The sequence below is a fragment of the Streptomyces sp. NPDC048196 genome (assembly GCF_040652715.1).
Classification (GTDB): Bacteria; Actinomycetota; Actinomycetes; order Streptomycetales; family Streptomycetaceae; genus Streptomyces; species Streptomyces siderophoricus.
In genome coordinates this window covers 24,050-40,309 of the sequence record NZ_JBEZMM010000012.1, presented here as the reverse complement: position 1 = coordinate 40,309, position 16,260 = coordinate 24,050, and the positions used below count along the sequence as shown (strand labels likewise).

The window sequence follows — 16,260 nt, the reverse complement described above, 5'->3', positions numbered from 1 at the left end:
CCGCACCCTGCGCCCCAGCCTGTGCTTCGCGGGCTGACGGCGGTGATGGTGACGATGACGGCGACGGTGAGGGCGGAGGCGGAGTCCGGTGAGGACGCTGCCAGGGCCCACCGATCATGTGGTGGTGGTCGGGGCCGGGCTTTCCGGATTGTCCGCCGCGCTGCATCTGCTCGGTGCGGGCCGCCGGGTGACCGTCGTCGAGCGGGCCGGGCTGCCGGGCGGGCGGGCCGGGCGGATCGAGCGTGGCGGCTACCGGATCGACACCGGACCCACCGTGCTGACCATGCCGGACCTGATCGAGGAGGCGTTCGCCGCCGTCGGTGAGCGGCTTTCGGACCGGCTGGTGCTGCAGCAGCTGCACCCGGCGTACCGCGCCCGGTTCGCCGACGGCAGCGAGCTGGACGTGCACACCGACCCTCGGGCCATGGAGGCCGAGGTGGAACGGTTCGCCGGCCCCCGCGCGGCGGACGGCTACCGGCGGCTGCGGCGCTGGCTGGAGCAGGTGTACCAGGCCCAGCACCGCCGCTTCATCGACAGCAACTTCGACTCGCCGCTGCAACTGCTGCACCCGGACCTGGCGCGGCTGGCCGCGCTCGGCGGGTTCGGCCGGCTCGACGACCGCATCGGCCGGTTCCTGACCGACCCGCGACTGCGCAGGGTCTTCTCGTTCCAGGCGCTGTACGCGGGGGTGCCGCCCGCCCGGGCCCTGGCCGCGTACGCCGTCATCGCCTACATGGACACGGTCGCCGGGGTGTACTTCCCGCGCGGCGGTATGCATGCGCTGCCGCGGGCGATGGCCGACGCCGCCGCTGCTGCCGGTGCCGCGTTCCGCTACGGCACACCGGTCACCCGGCTGGAACGCGCCGGCGGCCGGATCAGCGCGGTGGTCACCGCGGACGAGCGGATCACCTGCGACGCGGTGGTGCTCACCCCGGACCTCCCGATCGCCTACCGCCTGCTCGGCCGACGGCCCCGGCGTCCGGTCCGGCTGCGCCACGCGCCGTCCGCCGTGGTCCTGCACGCGGGCGGTGCGCGGACCTGGCCGGGCACCGCGCACCACACGCTCTCGTTCGGCGCGGCCTGGGAGCGCACCTTCGACGAACTCACCCGTCGCGGAGACCTGATGAGCGACCCCTCGCTGCTCGTGACCCGCCCCACCACCTCGGACCCGGCACTCGCACCGCCCGGTCGGCATCTGCACTACGTCCTGGCGCCGTGCCCCAACACCGAGACCGGACCGGGCGCGGAGGGCTGGTCGGCGCTCGCTCCCCGGTACCGGGACGGTCTGCTGTCGCTGCTGGAGCGCCGCGGGTTCACCGGGCTCGCCACCGCCGAGGACCTGGGCACGGTGACGCCGGCCGACTGGGCGGCGCAGGGACTGGCCGCCGGTACGCCGTTCTCGGCCGCGCACACCTTCGCGCAGACCGGCCCGTTCCGGCCGCGCAACCTCGTACGCGGTACCGAGAACGCCGTGCTGGCCGGATGCGGCACGACCCCCGGCGTCGGTGTCCCCACCGTGCTGATCTCGGGCAAGCTGGCCGCCGCGCGGGTGACCGGGCTCCGCCCGCCGCGTTCCCGCGCCGGCGCGCCCCGGACCGGGGAACGGACCGTACCGGCATGACGGAGCGCGAACTGACCGCGGCGGGCATCACCGACCCCCGGCTGCGCGCCGACTACGCCCACTGCCGCCGGCTCAACGCCCGGCACGGCAGAACGTACTTCCTGGCCACCCGGCTGCTGCCGGCCGACCGGCGGCCGGCCGTGCACGCGCTCTACGGATTCGCCCGGCACGCCGACGACCTCGTCGACGATCCGGCAACCGGCAGCAGCACCGCCGACCGCGCGCGGGCCCTCTCCGTGCTGCACCGGACCCTGCAAAACGGTCTGCGCGGCGAACCGAGCCCGGAGCCGGTCGTCCGGGCGGTGGCGCACACCGCCGCCGCGTACGGCATCGACCACGCCCACTTCGCCGACTTCCTGACGTCGATGCGGATGGACCTGGTCGTCACGGACTACCCGACCTACGCGGACCTGCGGTCCTACATGCACGGCTCGGCGGCGGTGATCGGCCTGCAGATACTGCCCGTGCTGGGCACCGTCGTCCCCCGCGAGGAAGCCGCCCCGCACGCCGCCGCGCTCGGCGTCGCCTTCCAGCTGACCAACTTCCTGCGGGACGTAGGGGAGGACCTCGATCGGGGGCGCGTCTATCTGCCTGCCGATCTGCTGGCGGCGCACGGGGTCGACCGCGCGCTGCTGCGGTGGAGCCGGGACACCGGCCGCCCGGACCCGCGTATCGCCGAGGCGCTGGCCGCCGCGGCCGAGCTCACCCGTGGCGTCTACCGGGAGGCGGCCCCCGGCCTCGCCATGCTCGACCCGGTGTCGCGCCCGTGCATGCGCACCGCCTTCGTGCTCTACGGAGCCATCCTCGACGCGGTGCGTGAGGACGGGTACGCCGTGCTGCACCGGCGTGCGGTGGTCTCCCGCCGGCGCCGCGCGGCCACCGCACTGGGCGGGCTGGCCCGGGCCGTCGCGGCCCGTCTGACCGCCCCGTCGCCCGCCGTGCCGCGGGAACGGATGCCGCAGCCGGCGCAGAAGGAGAGCGCATGAGCCCGCGCGCCCGTCACCGGCCACGAGTCCCGCTGCGGCTGCGGCGCAGGCCCGAGCGGTGGGAGCGGCAGCGGCCCACCTGGCGGGAGGCCCGGCCCGCGGTCATCGACGGGGCGCTGAAGAGGGCGCTCGCCCGGCCGTCGGGCAACTGGTTCGTGCTCGGCGCGGCCCGTGACATCGGGCCCCGGAAGCCGTTCGGCCGGACGGTGGCCGGCGTGGAGGTGGTCGCCTGGCGCGATGCCACCGGGCGTCTGGTGGCCGGGCCGGGGGCCTGCCCGCACCTCGGGGCGCCGCTCGCGGAGGGCGCCGTGCACTGCGGCACGCTCCGCTGCCGCTGGCACGGGCTGGCCCTGGACGGTGCCGCGTTCGCCGGCTGGGAACCGTTCCCCGCCCACGACGACGGAGTGCTCGCCTGGGTCCGGCTGGACGCGGCCGGCGGCGAACGGCCCCTGCCGCGGCCGGTGCTCCCGCCCCGGCCCGGACCGGCCGGCACGCTCGTCGCCGTGCACACGGCCGTGGGCGGGTGCGAACCGGAGGACGTGGTGGCCAACCGGCTGGACCCCTGGCACGGGGCGTGGTTCCACCCCTATTCGTTCGTGGACCTCAAGGTGGTCGGCGCACCGGCGGAGGCCGGTACCGAGGGCCCGGACGAGTTCCTGGTCGAGGTCTCCTTCAAGGTCGCCGGGCGCGCGGTGGTTCCGGTGACGGCACGTTTCACCGCGCCGGAGCCGCGCACGGTGGTGATGCACCTCGTCGACGGCGAGGGGGCGGGGTCGGTGGTCGAGACCCATGCCACGCCACTGGCCCCGGACGACCGCGGCCGGCCGCGCACCGCGGTGGTCGAAGCGGTGCTGGCCCGCTCCGACCGGCCCGGGTTCGCGCTGGCCCGCGCCGCGGCTCCGCTCGTGCGCCGGTTGATGCGGGCGGCCGCCGGCCGGCTGTGGCGGGACGACCTCGCGTACGCCGAGCGCCGTTGGCAGCTGCGCCACAGCGGCCGCCGGCCGGGCTGACGGCCGCTGTCCGGGCTGACCGGGCCGGGGCAGGAAGGGCGGGGCGGTCAGCGTCCGGCGCGTCCGGCCGCCCACCGCAGCGCCGCCACCCGGCCCTTGTCCGGCACGGTCCACAGCGGGTGACCGCGCACGCCCCAGCGGGCCAACAGGGCGTTGGCCGCCAGGAATCCGGTGGTCGCCGCGCGCTCCATCAGCGCCACCGGCAGCGCCGTGCGCACCAGGTCGCCGGCGATCACCACCCGGGGGTCGGGAGTGTGGACGGTGGGCCGGTCGGCGTAGCCGCCCACCGCGAACAGCGGACAGTCGGCCCGCCACTCGTGGCGCTGGTCGACGATCCGTACCCCGCGGGTCTCCGGGTAGACGGTGTGCAACTGCTCGACCAGACGGCGCTGTTCGTGTGTCCGGTCGGCGTCCGGCCGCACCGCGTAGGCGTGCAGTTCGAGGACGGAACCGCCGGTGCGGCCGGACCAGCGGGCGGCCTCGCCCTCCCAGCGTTCCAGCACGCTGATGTTGTCCAGCGAACCGAAGCCGCTGGTGCCCAGGAAACCGGGGCGGTCGGGGGACACCCGCCGTTCCAGCCACAGCCGGGACACCAGGAACGGCGGCGCGGTGCGCAGCCGCCCGATGCGCGCCCGCCAGGCGGCGTCCCCCAGTCCGTCGGATGCCGCCACGAGCCGCCGCAGACCGGCGGTGTCGAGCGCGAGCACCACGGCGTCGTACGGGTGCGCCCCGTTTCCCGTGGCCACGCGCACCCTGCCGCCCGCCCCCGGCTCGACGCGGTCCACCGGCGTGCCCGTCCGCAGCCGTACGCCGTGCCCTTCCAGGTACCGGGCGAGCGGAGCCCACAGCGCCTGCGGGTACGGCTCCGCGGGCACGTCGAACAGCAGCCCCTCGCTGGACCCGAGGAAGTAGATGTGGAACATCAACGCCATTTCCGCCGCGGACAGTTGGCGAGGATCGGCGAAGAAACTCCGGGAGAACACCTCGAACGCGAGGTGGCGCGCGGCCTGGGGGAAGCCGATGCGGGCCAGCAGGTCCCAGGCGCTGGTCCCGTCGAGCCGTTGGTAGATCTCCGGCACCCGGACGTCGAGCAGCGGCAGTGCCGCGCCGGGGCGCATCCGGGCCAGGTCCCGCCAGGCGAAGGTCGGGCTGAGGGCCATGAAGCCGAGGGCGCTCCAGGGCGGTGTGCGCGGTACGCGGGCGAAGCTGTCGCGGGTGCCCGAGCGGTGCAGCAGCGGATAGTCCGGGAGCCGTCGCAGTACTCGCAGCGCCGGGTCGATGCGCCGCAGCAGCCCCCGCAGGTTGTAGTACTGGGGGAAGAAGGCGTGGAATCCCCGGCTCATGGTCGCCGCCGAGCCGTCGGCGAGCCGCACCGGCCGGCCCGCCAGCCGGCCCCCGAGGACGCGTTCGCGCTCGTACAGCGTCACCCGCACCCCGCGCTCGGCCAGCGCCGTCGCGGCCGCCAGGCCGGCGATGCCGCCGCCGATCACCGCCACCGCGGGCGGTCCGTCGGCCGCCGCCCGTGCGGCACCCGGCGGCCCCGGCAGCATCCGCGCGCGGCGGTCGCGGCCCCGCCGGGCGGCGGTGGTGGACGACGGAACGTACCGAGCGTTCATGGTTCCTCCCGGTGACGGGCCGCCCCGGTCACCACGGGGCGGACTTTCGGGCCAGCAGCGGGAGTTCGGCGACGGTACGGAGCATGGGGAGCACGGGCGTGCGCAACCCGATGGTCAGGTCCTCCCAGAGCCGGGAACGACCGTCCAGGAACCGCAGCAGACGCTCGGTCGGCACCGAGCCGAACAGGTCGCTGAAGAACGCGGCTCCGTCCACCCGCCCGCTGTCCAGACCGCGCAGCAGCACGGCGTCCAGTGCGCGGGCCCAACGGCTGTGCACCGGCGGCGGCAGGGGCGCCCCGGGCCGCCGGAGCGCGGCGGCGAGGGCCGCGGTCTGACGCTGCACCGCGGCGAAGGTGTACCCGGTCGAGGGGCGGGTGGCGCCGCCGGCGGTCCCGATGCGGAACACCGAGCGCCCCGCCCGGTACGGAAACCGGCCGTCGGTCATCGGGATGACGCCCTGTTCCGCACCCGTGATCTCGAACTGCCCGAGCTTGCACACCTCTTCGGTGTAGTGGCGCAACGCCCTTTCGTAGTCGGCGACGGCCAGCGGCCGCCGGGAGAATTGGGTGTACTCCACCAGCGCCGTGTGCGGGTCCAGCGGAAGGACGTACCCGAAGGCCAGGCCGTGGGCCGGCTGCGGAACGCGGAAGTCCATCCAGTCCGCCACCTCCGGGTCGAACACCGCTCTGCGGGTACGGACGAACCAGCCGCGGAAGTGCTGCCGCAGTGTGGTGCGGGCGGGCGGAAGCAGTTGCCCGGGGCGGGAGTCGAAGGCCCAGCGGGCCCGCAGCGTCACCGGGCGCCCCGCAACATCACACCCCCGGACCTCGGCGCCGTCGGCGGTGTCGCGCACCGCCGCCACCGTCGCCTCGACGCGCCGCACGGCGGGGTTCCCGGCCAGCCGGGCCTCGACGGCGGCGGCGAAGTCGCCCGACCGCAGCATCTTGTAACGCAGCGGCGCGGGCCGCCCCACCCGCTCCGTACCGTCAGGTCCGTACACCCGCAGGGCGTCCCACCCGGCGGTCAGCGCCCGGTCGAACTCCCCGCCCGGCGCCTCCCAGAAACACCAGGTCCGTTCCGGCGGTCTACGCGGTCCCGGCGGCGCGTCCACCAACACCACGGTCGGCCGACCTGCCCCGGCACCCGGTGCGTCGCACAGCCGGTAGGCCAGCGACAGCCCCGCCGCTCCCGCCCCGACGATGACCACATCCGCGTCCCGCACACCCGTCCTTCCGCCGGCCGCCCCAGCACCCATGACGCCCGCCGGCGCCCACGACGATCCTTCCGCAGCCGGGGCGGGGACGACGGCCGCCACGCGCGGCGAGGCGGGGGAATGGCGGCGGACTGGCCCCTCGCCCGCTACCCGCCGCTGGGCGTCATGGCGGGCGCCCGCCACCGCCGCCCCAGCCGCGACCCGACCCGGCCCCCGCACGGCCCCGACCAGGCACTCACGCCCTGGAGGCCCTGCGGGGAATGACCGTCAACGCCGCCCGGGCCGCGGGCGAGGCGTACCAGGCCGGCCACCCCACCCACCGCGACACAAGCCTGTGAGGCCACAACCGTGCAGCGCGGCACTCGGGGACGGGTGGGTGGTCGGCACGTTGACCCGGCTTGAGCGCGAGGGCGATCAGGAGTCCGCGCGACCGCGCGGCCTTACGTCGATGCGGGTGTCAGGTCCGTCGGAGAATGTGGCCGGAGCAACCGCCACGAAAGGACCTCCGATGAGTCAGCCGGTTCCCGTCCCGCACGGTCTCCCCATGGAGCGCGATGCGGGTCCCTTCGACCCGCCCCGCGACATCACCCGGCTGCGCGCGGCCCGCCCGGTCAGTCCGCTGGTCTTCCCCGACGGTCACGAGGGCTGGCTCGTCACCGGCTACGACGCGGTCCGCCGGCTCATGGCCGACACCCGGTTCAGCTCCCGCCATGACCTCGACATCGTCCACGTGCCGTACGAGACCCCCGGCATGCCCACCCCCACCGAACCGTCCCCGGAGATACCGGGCCTGTTCATCGCCATGGACCCGCCGGACCAGACCCGGCTGCGGCGCAAGCTCACCGGCGCCTTCACCGTCAAGCGCATGAAGACGCTCGAAGAGCACATCATCGACATCGTCGAGCGGCAGCTGGACGAGATGGCGCGCCTCGCCCCGCCGGTCGACCTGGTCAAGGAGTTCGCGCTGCCGGTGCCCTCGCTGGTGATCTGCGAACTGCTCGGTGTCCCCTACGAGGACCGGGCGAGCTTCCAGGCCAACTCGGCGAAGTTCATGGAGAAGGAGGTGGCGCTCGACGAGAAAATGGCCGCGTACACCGGTCTGACCACATACCTCGCCGAACTGGTCACCCGCAAACGCGCCGAGCCCGGCGACGACATCCTGTCCGACCTGGCCCGCGACGACGACCTCACCATCGAGGAGCTGACCGGCATCGCCTTCCTGCTGCTGCTCGCGGGCCACGAGACCACCGCCAACATGCTGGCACTGGGCACCTTCGCGCTCCTGGAGCACCCCGAGCAGCAGGCCGAACTGCGCGCCGACCCGGGCCGGATCCCCGATGCCGTCGAGGAACTCCTGCGGTACCTGTCCGTCGCCGACATCTTCTACCGTTACGCCACGGAGGACATCGAGCTCGGCGGGGAAACCATCGGCAAGGGCTCGACCGTCGTTGTCTCGCTGCTGGCCGCCAACCGCGACCCCCGGCGCTTCGACGACCCCGACACCCTGGACGTCCACCGCAAGGCCCGCGGTCACCTGTCCTTCGGCCACGGCGTCCACCAGTGCCTCGGCCAGCAACTGGCCCGCATCGAGATGCGCGCCGGTTTCGACGGACTGCTGCGTCGCTTCCCGACCCTCGAACTCGCCGTTCCCGCGGGCGAGGTGAAACTCCGGACCGACATGAACATCTACGGCGTCCACGAACTGCCCGTCAGCTGGACGGAAACGGCCCGGTAGAAGGCAGCCTCACCCGCCACGACAGCCGCGCACCCCAGTCATTCCGTTTCGGTCACCGTCCAGTGCGCTTGGTGGCGTGCGTCAGGGTGCGGGTGCCGGCGCAGGGAGCGCAGGAGTGACCGTCACTCCTCGGGCCAGCCGAGGCTTCGGCCGGTTCCGGTTGCCAGTTCGGCGGCCAGCAGGCCGGTGACAGCGTCGCCGTCGTGTGCCAGCTCGGTGGCCGCGGCCAGCAGGGCGCCGGTGCGCTGCGGGGACGCGCCGGCTGCCCGGGGGTGTGGAGCCGTCCCGCTTTGTGCAGGGTGACGGTCACTCCGGCGTCCTGAAGGGCCTCCGCCAGGTCCCGCAGGCGGGGGAGCAGTGCGGCCGGCTCGGCGGTGCGGTCGACCAGTCTGCGCAGCAGATCGGCGCGTTCGGCCACGAGCAAGGGTTCCGCCGCCAGTTGACCGGCGAGCGCCGCGAGCAGCTCGGGCCGCTCGGTCTGGTTCGAGCTCGGGGTCACCAGGGTGCGCAGCCGCTGCAGGGCCGGCAGGTCGTGGTCCGGCAGGGTATCGCAGCCGCCGTCCGGCGTGCCCATCGCGGCGAGCAACTCCGCCACCGCGCCGTGGAGCACGCTGCCCGGCTCCGCACCGCCCACGGGGTGCGGGAGTTCCGACGCCGCCAGCTCGCGCAGGAACCAGGCCGCGTACTGCCAGCCGGGTAAGGGCCCGCCTCCCGGCCGATCGCTCTGCGTCTCAGCCCGGTCATGCGTACCGTTCGTGCCGGTGGGAACCGAACGAACCGGGCCAGGTGGCGATCGATGAACGAGCGGGACAGTCAGGCGGACGGCCTGCGCGTACGCACAGGTGCCGAACGTCACGACGCCGTGGAAGCGGGGGAGACCGGTGCGCGGGCGGCCGAACTGCGCGTGGCGCTCGACGGCATCCGGAGCATCCGCGGTCTGACCAACTCCGGCCCCGAGCCGCAGGCGCGTCCCGCCGAGTGGGAGCGGCGCCGGCTGCTGCGCACGGTGAGCCTGCTCCTGGAGGCCGCGGGCATGGCGCCGTCGGCCGTCGGCGAGGACGGCGAACCGGCACGGACCGGCTACCGCACGGATGACGGGGAGCGGGCGGGGCTGGTGGTGGTGCGGTGGGTCGGGCCGCGGGGCAGTGGCGCCCGCTACCAGGAGCGGGAGAGCCTGCTGCGGTGCCGGCAGGTACTGCGTGACTGGGGCTTCGAGGCCCTGGAAGTCCGCGGTCCGGGCGGCCGCCGCCACCTGGAGGTGGAGGCCGGCCCCGGGTGAGGCCGGACGCGGGTCGGGCGCCCCTCACCCACGAGCAACCGCCCGGCCCCAGGCATCAATCGGCGCTGACCGGCCGTTCGAAGAAGGTCTCCAGCACGACCGTCGCCTGAGTCCCGCTCACGCCCTCGATCGCGTAGAGCCGCCGCAGCACGTGCTGCAACTGCTCCGTGGTGGCCGTGCGCACCTTGACCAGGACGGAGGCGGCGCCCGCGATGATGTGCGCTTCCTGAATCTCGGGAATGGCCGCGAAGGATGCGGCCGCGTCCCCCATCCAGGCCGACGAGTCGACCATGACGAAGGCGAGCACGCCCCGCCCGAGGGCGGCCGGGTCGACGTCCACGGTGGTGTGGCGGATGACGCCCCGCTCGCGAAGCTTGCGTACGCGCTCGTGAGCCGCACCGGCCGACAGTCCGACCGCCTTGCCGAGCGCGGCGTAGGCCTGGCCGGCATCGCGCTGAAGCTCCCCGATCAGCGCCCGGTCGATGTCGTCCACGATCCCCTGCTGAACCATTCCCATGTCGCCACCATATCTGGTTCGGAGGTACTACTATCACTCCGAATGTGATTCGGCTGTATGCATCGAGGGGACGACCATGTCTGGTGAATTGTTCACCACTCCGTATGAGATTCTGGACGAGCGCTTTCGTGCCGGGAGGTGCGCCAACGGCGACGCACGGCTTGAGCAGTTGCACGCGGACTGCCGCTGGGCCGAGGGACCGCTCTATCTGCCTGCCTGGCGGCAGTTGATCTGGAGCGACATTCCCAACGACCGGCTGCTGCGCTGGGACGAGTCGACCGGTGCGATCGGGGTCTTCCGCTCCCCGGCCGGACACATCAACGGCAACACCCTCGACCGCGAGGGCCGGCTGGTGAGCTGCGAGCAGGGCAACCGCCGGGTCACCCGCACCGAACCCGACGGCCGCGTCACCGTGCTCGCCGACCGCTTCGAGGGCAAGCGCCTCAACAGCCCGAACGACGCCGTCGTACGCTCCGACGGCTCGGTCTGGTTCAGCGACCCGGACTTCGGGATCACCAGTGACTACGAGGGGCACCGCGCCGAGAGCGAGCTCGGCAGCTGCGACGTCTACCGGATCGACCCCGTCACGGGCGGGGTCCGCCGGGTCGCGGACGGTTTCGGCGGACCGAACGGCCTGGTCTTCTCGCCGGACGAGCGGCAGCTGTACGTCGCCGACACGCTGGCCCGGCACATCCGCGTCTTCGACGTCCGCGAGGACGGCACCCTCTCGGACGGCAAGGTCTTCGCGGAGCGCACCGACGGCGGCTTCGACAACATCCGCTTCGACGACCAGGGGCGGCTGTGGGCCGCCGCGCTCGACGACGGCGTGCACTGCTACGACCCCGACGGCACCCTCATCGGAAGGCTCCGCGTACCCGAACCGGTCTCCAACATCGCCTTCGGCGGCCCCAAGAACAACCGGCTGTTCATCACGGCCACCACCTCGCTGTACTCGCTCGTGATGGCGGTGACGGGCCTGCCCCGGGTGCTGTGACGGCCCTACGGCCCGGCGTACGGGGGGTTGCGCGTCTCCCAGGACCAGGCCGCGATGCCCACGCGGTTCCGTACCTTCAACTTGGCATGGATATTGGCGATATGCGTCTTCGCCGTGCCCGCGGAGATGAAGAGGCGCGCGGCGATCTCGGCGTTCGTCAGCCCCTCCGCCACAAGGCGGGCGATCTCCGCCTCGCGCGAGGTGAGGGGCGAGGGCCCGCGCGCCGGGGGAGGGGCGGGGGTGGCCAGGGACTGGAGGAGGCGGACGGTGAGTTGCGGGCTGATGAGGAGGTCACCGGCCATGGCGGCTCGTACGCCCTCGATCAGTAGGCCGGGGCCCGAGCGTTTGAGGAGGAAGCCGCAGGCGCCGTCGCGCAGAGCCGTACGGACGTAGTCGTCGTGGTCGAAAGTGGTGACCACCAGGACGCGGGGCGGATCGGGCGTGGCCGGGCCGGTCAGGCGGCGGGTTACCTCCAAGCCGTCCAGGACCGGCATGCGGATGTCGGCGATGACCAGGTCGGGCCGGAGCTCGTGGGCCAGGTCGACGGCCGTGGCACCGTCCGCCGCCTCGCCGACGACGGTCATGTCCGGCTGCGAGTCGAGGATCAGCCGGAATCCGCTGCGTACGTCGGCCTGATCGTCGGCGAGGAGAATGCGGGCGATGCCGGGGGTGCGGCCGGGGGCGGGTGCGTTGGTGGGCGGGGTGGTCACTTCGGCTCCTTCGATTCCTCGGGCACCTTCGGCCCCTTGGGCTCCTTCGGCTCCCTGGACTCCTTCGCGGGGGCGGACATGCCGGCCGGCAGCGGCAGGACAGCCGTGAGGCACCAGCCGCCCTCGTCGAGCGGTCCGGCGGTGAGGCTGCCGCCGCGTGCCCGGACGTCTTCGGTGAGGGCAGCGATCCCGCGTCCGCCGCGCCGGCGCAAGCCGGTGGGGCGGTGACTGGAGGGCGTGCCCGACGGCTCGTTGGTCACGCACAGTTCCACACCTGTGGGGGTGGGTGATAACCGGACCTCCGCGCGGGGCGTCCGGGGGGCGTGCCGGTGGATGTTGGTGAGCGCCTCGGCCACGATGCGGTAGGCCAACGCCCCCGCCTCCGGGGCGGCGAGAGCGAGGTCGTCCGCTGCGCTCGGCGGCAGCTGGAGGCGGACTTCCGTACCGCTCAGCGCAGTGAAGTCGTCCAGCAGGGTGGTGAGTTGCGCGATTCCCGGTGGTTGGTACGACGTACTCGCCGGTTCCTGGTCGCCGTCCAGCAAATGCATCGTGCGGTCCATCGCCTCCAGGGCGTTCAGACCCGCCTTCTCGATCCGCTCCAGGGCCAGCACGGCCTGGCCGGGATCGGTCGGGGCCAGGAAACGGGCCGCCTGGGCCTGTACGACGATGCCGCTGACGTCGTGCGCCACGAAGTCGTGGAGGTCACGGGAGAGCTGTAGCCGCTGGGCGCGCCGGGCCGCAGCGACCGCGGTACGCCGGCGCTGCTCCACATGGCGCGGATAGGCGCCGAGGGCTGCCGCGGCGAGCGCCGGGAGCAGCCAGAACGACGCCGCGCCGGCACGTTCGAGGAAACCGGCATGGACCAGCGGTACCGGCCAGGCGGCTACCGCGAGGGCTGCGAGGGGAATCGCGATGCGCAGTTCCCGTCGGGGCGACCAGCGGGCGACCGCCGCGATGAGGGGCAGCAGCAGGACCGCGTCCACGAGCTTCAGGGCCGAGCCGGTATGCGTGGTGGCAGCCGCGGTGCTCCCCAGGGACAGCAGCGCGCAGACCACCGTGGGGCGGGCCAGTCGAGTGTGCGCGGCGGTGTGACGGCGGGCCAGGGTCCAGGTCACGGTGGCTGCTGCCGCGAGTGCCGGCAGGCAGCCAAGTAGCAGCTGCGGCACGGCTGGTGTCGTCTCCCCCATGGTGATCAGCCTACGAGGCGTGATCATCCGGCCCGCGTTCGGCAGGTGTTCCAGCAGCGTGCTGTCCGCGCGTTCGTACTGTCCGTGACCGTGCTGTTCGCGTTCTGCCTGGCATCTCTGCCGAACGGCAGAGCCACGCCACGGGAGGTCCGCATTTATCTGCCGGTCGGCCGATGGGCGGGGGTGGTGGGTGCGGGCGAGGCTGGTTCTCGTTCGGTCCAGGCCGACCAGTAGTCCACCAACTCGCTTAATCATCAAGGGGAGTTCGCTATGCGTTGTGTCTCGCTCGGTGCCGTGGGCGCCGCCGCAGTGCTCGCCGGGATCACCGCGGCGGGGCCCGCGACCGGCGATGCGTCCGTCGCCCCGACACCCGCGAAGGAGTCCAGCAAGGTCGCGAGCGTCCACGGAGCAGGACGCATCGCGTACGTCTACTCGCCCCACGACGACATCCGCTTCACCATCGACGCCGAGGCAGCGCCCTTCACCCGTCGCATGCCGGGACTGCCGCTGCCCGGACTGCCCACCGACGCCAAGGGCACCGTGACCATCAGGCACTACTCACCGGCCCACCACGTCACCGGCTGGTCGAAGGCGAAGGTCGACTGCCTGGTCACCGGGGGCGGTACGGCGACGCTCACCGCGGTCGTGGAGGAGTCGAACGTCGGGACGAAAGGCAAGCGGATCGGTCTCAGCATCCAGCAGGGGCGCGGCGCCGGACCGGATCGCCTCGGCTTCGGCTGGGACCTCGTGAACTTCGAACCCCGTGCCAAGGACAAGAAGGACCTGGAGTCCCCTACCGGCACCTGCATGGCTCCCGCTCCCTTCGCACCGGTCGTCAAGGGCGCCTTCACCGTGCAGCACCGGGAACTGCCGCCGTTGCCTTCGAAGCGAGGGTGACTGGGGTGCGGACGCCGGGGCGCACACCGCATGTCGCGGTGTGCGCCCCGGCGGGCGGGCTCGGTGGACTCAGGCCGCGGCGGGCGTGTAGTGGGTGGCGTCGTCGCCTTCGAGCGTGTGGCTGAGCGTGCCGTCGATGCCGGCCGGGACATCACCGGCGACGGTCACCCGGTGCAGCAGACGCGGCAGGTCGCCGTAGTCGTCGGGGGCGTAGTGCTGGGTGATGCGGTTGTCGAAGAGGACGAGGTCGCCGGGGGTCCAGGCCACCCGCACGATGTTCTCGGGGCGGGTGACGTAGGACTGGAACAGGCGCAGCAGGTCGCGGGAATCGGACGGGCCGAGGCCCACGATGCTCTGCGCGAAGCCGCCGATGAACAGGCCCCGCTCCCCGGACTCGGGGTGCACACGCACCAGGGGATGTGCGGTGCGGTACTTCCGTGAGACGAACTGCCGGCGGTGCTCGGCGGCCTGGTCGTTCTTCGGGGCGGCGTAGTCGTAGTCGTTGGTGTGGACCGCCCACAGCTTGTCGGCCAGCTCGCGCAGCGGCTCGGGCAGATCTTGGTACGCGGCCGCCGTGTTGGCGATGAGCGTGTTGCCGCCGTAGGGCGGGACCACGATGCTGCGCAGCGTGGACGCCTTCGGGGGCGTACGGACGAAGGTGACATCGGTGTGCCACCGGTTGGCGCGGATGCCCTCGTCGCCGTTGACGGGGAGGATGTTCGGCTGCCCGTCGACGGAGGGAACGGTGGGGTGCGCGGTGGTGAGCTCGCCGAAGAGGGCGGCGAAGCGGAGCTGACCGGCGTCGTCGAGCCGCTGATCGCGGAAGACCAGCGCCTTGTGTTCCAGGAGCGCGGAGTTGATCTCGGTGACGAGGGCGGGTTCAAGGTCGGCGGCGAGGTCCACACCGGTGATCTCGGCGCCGATGCGTCCCCCGATCCGGCGGATGTCGAAGCCTGTGCTGTTGCCGTTGCTCTTGCCGTTGGGGTTTGTGTTGGTGGTCATGTTTGGCGGTTCTCCGTCCAGGAGGTGATGGGTTGGGTGGGGAGATTGCTGGAACTCACCTGGGTCGTAGGGGAGTTGACGGGCTGGTTCACGGCGCGTGGCGCGTCGGGGTTGCCGCGGTGGACGGGCGGTGGGCGGTCCGGTTGGCGGGGCGGGGCAGGCCGTAGTGGTCGCGCAGGGTGCGTCCGGTGTATTCGGTACGGAACAGACCGCGCCGCTGGAGGATGGGCACGACGTGGTCGACGAAGTCCGCCAGGCCGTCCGGCAGATGGGGCGGCATGATGTTGAAGCCGTCGGCAGCGCCTTGGGTGAACCATTCCTGGAGCTGGTCGGTGATCTGCTCGGGCGTGCCGACGACGACCCGGTGGCCGCGTCCGCCGCCGAGGCGGGCGATGAGTTCGCGGAGGGTGAGGCCGTCGCGGCGGGCGAGTTCGGCGACGAGCGTGAAACGGCTCTTGTTCCCGTTGATGTCCCGTTCCGCGGGCAGTTCGGGCAGCGGCCCGTCCAGCGGCAGTCCGGTCAGATCGGTGCCGAGCATCCCGGACAGCTGGGCGAGCCCGTACTCGGGCATCTGAAGCTCCGTCAGCTCGCGGTCCAGCGCCTGCGCCTCGGCCTCGGTCGATCCGATGACCGGGCAGATGCCGGGCAGGACCTTCAGCTCGTTCTCGGACCGGCCGTGACGCGCCAGCCGGGACTTGAGGTCCTTGTAGAACGACTGGGCATCGGCGAGGGTCTGCTGGGCCGTGAACACGGCCTCCGCGTACTCGGCCGCGAACTCCCTCCCGTCCTCCGACGAACCGGCCTGCACCAGCAGTGGGTGGCCCTGCGGACTGCGCGGTACGTTCAGCGGGCCCTGCACCCCGAAGTACGCCCCACGGTGGTTGATCTCCCGCACCCGGTCGGTGTCGGCGTAGACGCCGCGCTCACGGTCGAGCAGGATCGCGTCGTCCTCCCAGCTGTCCCACAGCTTGGTCGCGACCTCGACGAACTCCCGCGCCCGCGCGTAGCGCAGCCGGTGTTCCAGGTGCTCGTCCTGTCCGAAGTTGCGGGCCTCGTTGACGGTGCCGGAGGTGACGATGTTCCAGCCGGCCCGGCCGCCGCTGATGTGGTCCAGGGAGGCGAACTTGCGGGCGGTGTGGAACGGCTCGTTGAAGGTGGTCGACACCGTGGCGATCAACCCGATGTGCTCGGTGACCGCGGCCAGTGCGGACAGCAGGGTGAGCGGTTCGAAGCCGCCGAGGGCGTTGTGGCGGACCTTTCCCCACAGGGCCAGGCCGTCGGCGAAGAAGATCGAGTCGAGCCGGCCGCGCTCGGCGGTCTGCGCGAGCTGTTGGAAGTAGCGCAGGTCCGTGACGCGTTCCGGCTGCGTACGCGGGTGCCGCCAGGCGGCGTCGTGGTGGCCGGCGTTCATCAGGAACGCGTTGAGGTGCAGCCGGCGGTGAGTGGTGGAATGGGCGACGGGGGGCATAGGGGCTCCTCGGAGCGGGATGGGT

General features: G+C 72.9%; 15 protein-coding genes and 1 pseudogene. 8 read left to right on the top strand and 8 right to left on the bottom strand.

Going from position 1 to position 16,260, the window contains the following annotated elements; all coding sequences use genetic code 11:
* Positions 1-88 precede the first annotated feature (88 nt).
* Genes crtI through AB0E02_RS15225 form a run of 3 tightly spaced genes read left to right on the top strand, consistent with a single transcriptional unit; the run spans position 89 to position 3,617 of the window.
* Complete coding sequence (crtI, locus tag AB0E02_RS15235; protein WP_362139148.1) at positions 89-1,621, top strand: phytoene desaturase family protein; 1,533 nt, start codon at positions 89-91, stop codon at positions 1,619-1,621.
* On the top strand, positions 1,618-2,607 hold the full coding sequence (locus AB0E02_RS15230; protein WP_362139146.1) for a phytoene/squalene synthase family protein: 990 nt from the start codon (positions 1,618-1,620) through the stop codon (positions 2,605-2,607). The genes crtI and AB0E02_RS15230 overlap by 4 nt, the downstream gene beginning before the upstream one ends.
* A complete protein-coding gene (locus AB0E02_RS15225) occupies positions 2,604-3,617 on the top strand; it encodes a DUF5914 domain-containing protein (protein ID WP_362139144.1) in 1,014 nt (337 codons plus the stop codon). The genes AB0E02_RS15230 and AB0E02_RS15225 overlap by 4 nt, the downstream gene beginning before the upstream one ends.
* Positions 3,618-3,664: 47 nt before the next feature.
* On the opposite strand, the gene AB0E02_RS15220 is transcribed toward AB0E02_RS15225, so the two are convergent.
* On the bottom strand, positions 3,665-5,233 hold the full coding sequence (locus AB0E02_RS15220; RefSeq protein WP_362139142.1) for an FAD-dependent oxidoreductase: 1,569 nt from the start codon (positions 5,231-5,233) through the stop codon (positions 3,665-3,667).
* A gap of 28 nt (positions 5,234-5,261) precedes the next feature.
* Positions 5,262-6,455, bottom strand: coding sequence for a lycopene cyclase family protein (locus tag AB0E02_RS15215; protein WP_362139140.1), 1,194 nt, complete (start codon positions 6,453-6,455; stop codon positions 5,262-5,264).
* Between the two features lie 117 nt (positions 6,456-6,572).
* On the opposite strand from AB0E02_RS15215, the pseudogene AB0E02_RS15210 reads away from it, so the two are divergent.
* Both AB0E02_RS15210 and AB0E02_RS15205 read left to right on the top strand, forming a co-directional pair.
* Positions 6,573-6,751, top strand: a pseudogene (locus tag AB0E02_RS15210) (amidohydrolase); the annotation flags it as partial.
* 203 nt (positions 6,752-6,954) lie between these two features.
* Positions 6,955-8,181, top strand: coding sequence for a cytochrome P450 (locus tag AB0E02_RS15205; protein WP_362139138.1), 1,227 nt, complete (start codon positions 6,955-6,957; stop codon positions 8,179-8,181).
* Between the two features lie 52 nt (positions 8,182-8,233).
* Here AB0E02_RS15205 and AB0E02_RS15200 read toward each other — a convergent pair whose 3' ends face one another.
* The gene (locus AB0E02_RS15200; RefSeq protein ID WP_362139136.1) at positions 8,234-8,815 is read right to left on the bottom strand and encodes a hypothetical protein; all 582 of its coding nucleotides are present in this window, start codon (positions 8,813-8,815) and stop codon (positions 8,234-8,236) included.
* Positions 8,816-8,977: 162 nt separating this feature from the next.
* Here AB0E02_RS15200 and AB0E02_RS15195 point away from each other — a divergent pair, with 162 nt between their 5' ends.
* A complete protein-coding gene (locus AB0E02_RS15195; protein WP_362139134.1) occupies positions 8,978-9,460 on the top strand; it encodes a hypothetical protein in 483 nt (160 codons plus the stop codon).
* A gap of 55 nt (positions 9,461-9,515) precedes the next feature.
* On the opposite strand, the gene AB0E02_RS15190 is transcribed toward AB0E02_RS15195, so the two are convergent.
* Positions 9,516-9,953: an Lrp/AsnC family transcriptional regulator gene (locus tag AB0E02_RS15190; protein ID WP_362139430.1), complete on the bottom strand. Its 438-nt coding sequence runs from the start codon at positions 9,951-9,953 to the stop codon at positions 9,516-9,518.
* A 100-nt stretch (positions 9,954-10,053) separates the two neighbouring features.
* Here AB0E02_RS15190 and AB0E02_RS15185 point away from each other — a divergent pair, with 100 nt between their 5' ends.
* The gene (locus AB0E02_RS15185) at positions 10,054-10,971 is read left to right on the top strand and encodes an SMP-30/gluconolactonase/LRE family protein (RefSeq protein ID WP_362139132.1); all 918 of its coding nucleotides are present in this window, start codon (positions 10,054-10,056) and stop codon (positions 10,969-10,971) included.
* Positions 10,972-10,976: 5 nt separating this feature from the next.
* On the opposite strand, the gene AB0E02_RS15180 is transcribed toward AB0E02_RS15185, so the two are convergent.
* Together AB0E02_RS15180 and AB0E02_RS15175 are read right to left on the bottom strand one after the other, a co-directional pair.
* Positions 10,977-11,681, bottom strand: coding sequence for a response regulator transcription factor (locus tag AB0E02_RS15180; RefSeq protein WP_362139130.1), 705 nt, complete (start codon positions 11,679-11,681; stop codon positions 10,977-10,979).
* Complete coding sequence (locus tag AB0E02_RS15175; protein ID WP_362139128.1) at positions 11,678-12,868, bottom strand: histidine kinase; 1,191 nt, start codon at positions 12,866-12,868, stop codon at positions 11,678-11,680. Before AB0E02_RS15175 ends, AB0E02_RS15180 begins: the two co-directional genes overlap by 4 nt.
* 270 nt (positions 12,869-13,138) lie before the next feature.
* On the opposite strand from AB0E02_RS15175, the gene AB0E02_RS15170 reads away from it, so the two are divergent.
* Positions 13,139-13,765 carry a hypothetical protein gene (locus tag AB0E02_RS15170; protein WP_362139125.1) on the top strand — a complete coding sequence of 209 codons (627 nt, stop codon included), beginning with the start codon at positions 13,139-13,141 and terminating at the stop codon, positions 13,763-13,765.
* A 69-nt stretch (positions 13,766-13,834) separates the two neighbouring features.
* Here the strand turns inward: AB0E02_RS15170 and AB0E02_RS15165 are convergent, their stop codons facing one another.
* Together AB0E02_RS15165 and AB0E02_RS15160 are read right to left on the bottom strand one after the other, a co-directional pair.
* The gene (locus AB0E02_RS15165; protein ID WP_362139122.1) at positions 13,835-14,767 is read right to left on the bottom strand and encodes a TauD/TfdA family dioxygenase; all 933 of its coding nucleotides are present in this window, start codon (positions 14,765-14,767) and stop codon (positions 13,835-13,837) included.
* An 88-nt stretch (positions 14,768-14,855) separates the two neighbouring features.
* Positions 14,856-16,235: an LLM class flavin-dependent oxidoreductase gene (locus tag AB0E02_RS15160; protein WP_362139120.1), complete on the bottom strand. Its 1,380-nt coding sequence runs from the start codon at positions 16,233-16,235 to the stop codon at positions 14,856-14,858.
* Positions 16,236-16,260 lie beyond the last annotated feature (25 nt).

Bases quoted from the DNA above. Each gene is read 5' to 3' on its own strand.
- AB0E02_RS15230 (WP_362139146.1), top strand. From the start codon at position 1,618: ATGACGGAGCGCGAACTGACCGCGGCGGGCATCACCGACCCCCGGCTG.
- AB0E02_RS15225 (WP_362139144.1), top strand. From the start codon at position 2,604: ATGAGCCCGCGCGCCCGTCACCGGCCACGAGTCCCGCTGCGGCTGCGG.
- AB0E02_RS15220 (WP_362139142.1), bottom strand. From the start codon at position 5,233: ATGAACGCTCGGTACGTTCCGTCGTCCACCACCGCCGCCCGGCGGGGC.
- AB0E02_RS15205 (WP_362139138.1), top strand. From the start codon at position 6,955: ATGAGTCAGCCGGTTCCCGTCCCGCACGGTCTCCCCATGGAGCGCGAT.
- AB0E02_RS15195 (WP_362139134.1), top strand. From the start codon at position 8,978: ATGAACGAGCGGGACAGTCAGGCGGACGGCCTGCGCGTACGCACAGGT.
- AB0E02_RS15185 (WP_362139132.1), top strand. From the start codon at position 10,054: ATGTCTGGTGAATTGTTCACCACTCCGTATGAGATTCTGGACGAGCGC.
- AB0E02_RS15175 (WP_362139128.1), bottom strand. From the start codon at position 12,868: ATGGGGGAGACGACACCAGCCGTGCCGCAGCTGCTACTTGGCTGCCTG.
- AB0E02_RS15170 (WP_362139125.1), top strand. From the start codon at position 13,139: ATGCGTTGTGTCTCGCTCGGTGCCGTGGGCGCCGCCGCAGTGCTCGCC.
- AB0E02_RS15165 (WP_362139122.1), bottom strand. From the start codon at position 14,767: ATGACCACCAACACAAACCCCAACGGCAAGAGCAACGGCAACAGCACA.
- AB0E02_RS15160 (WP_362139120.1), bottom strand. From the start codon at position 16,235: ATGCCCCCCGTCGCCCATTCCACCACTCACCGCCGGCTGCACCTCAAC.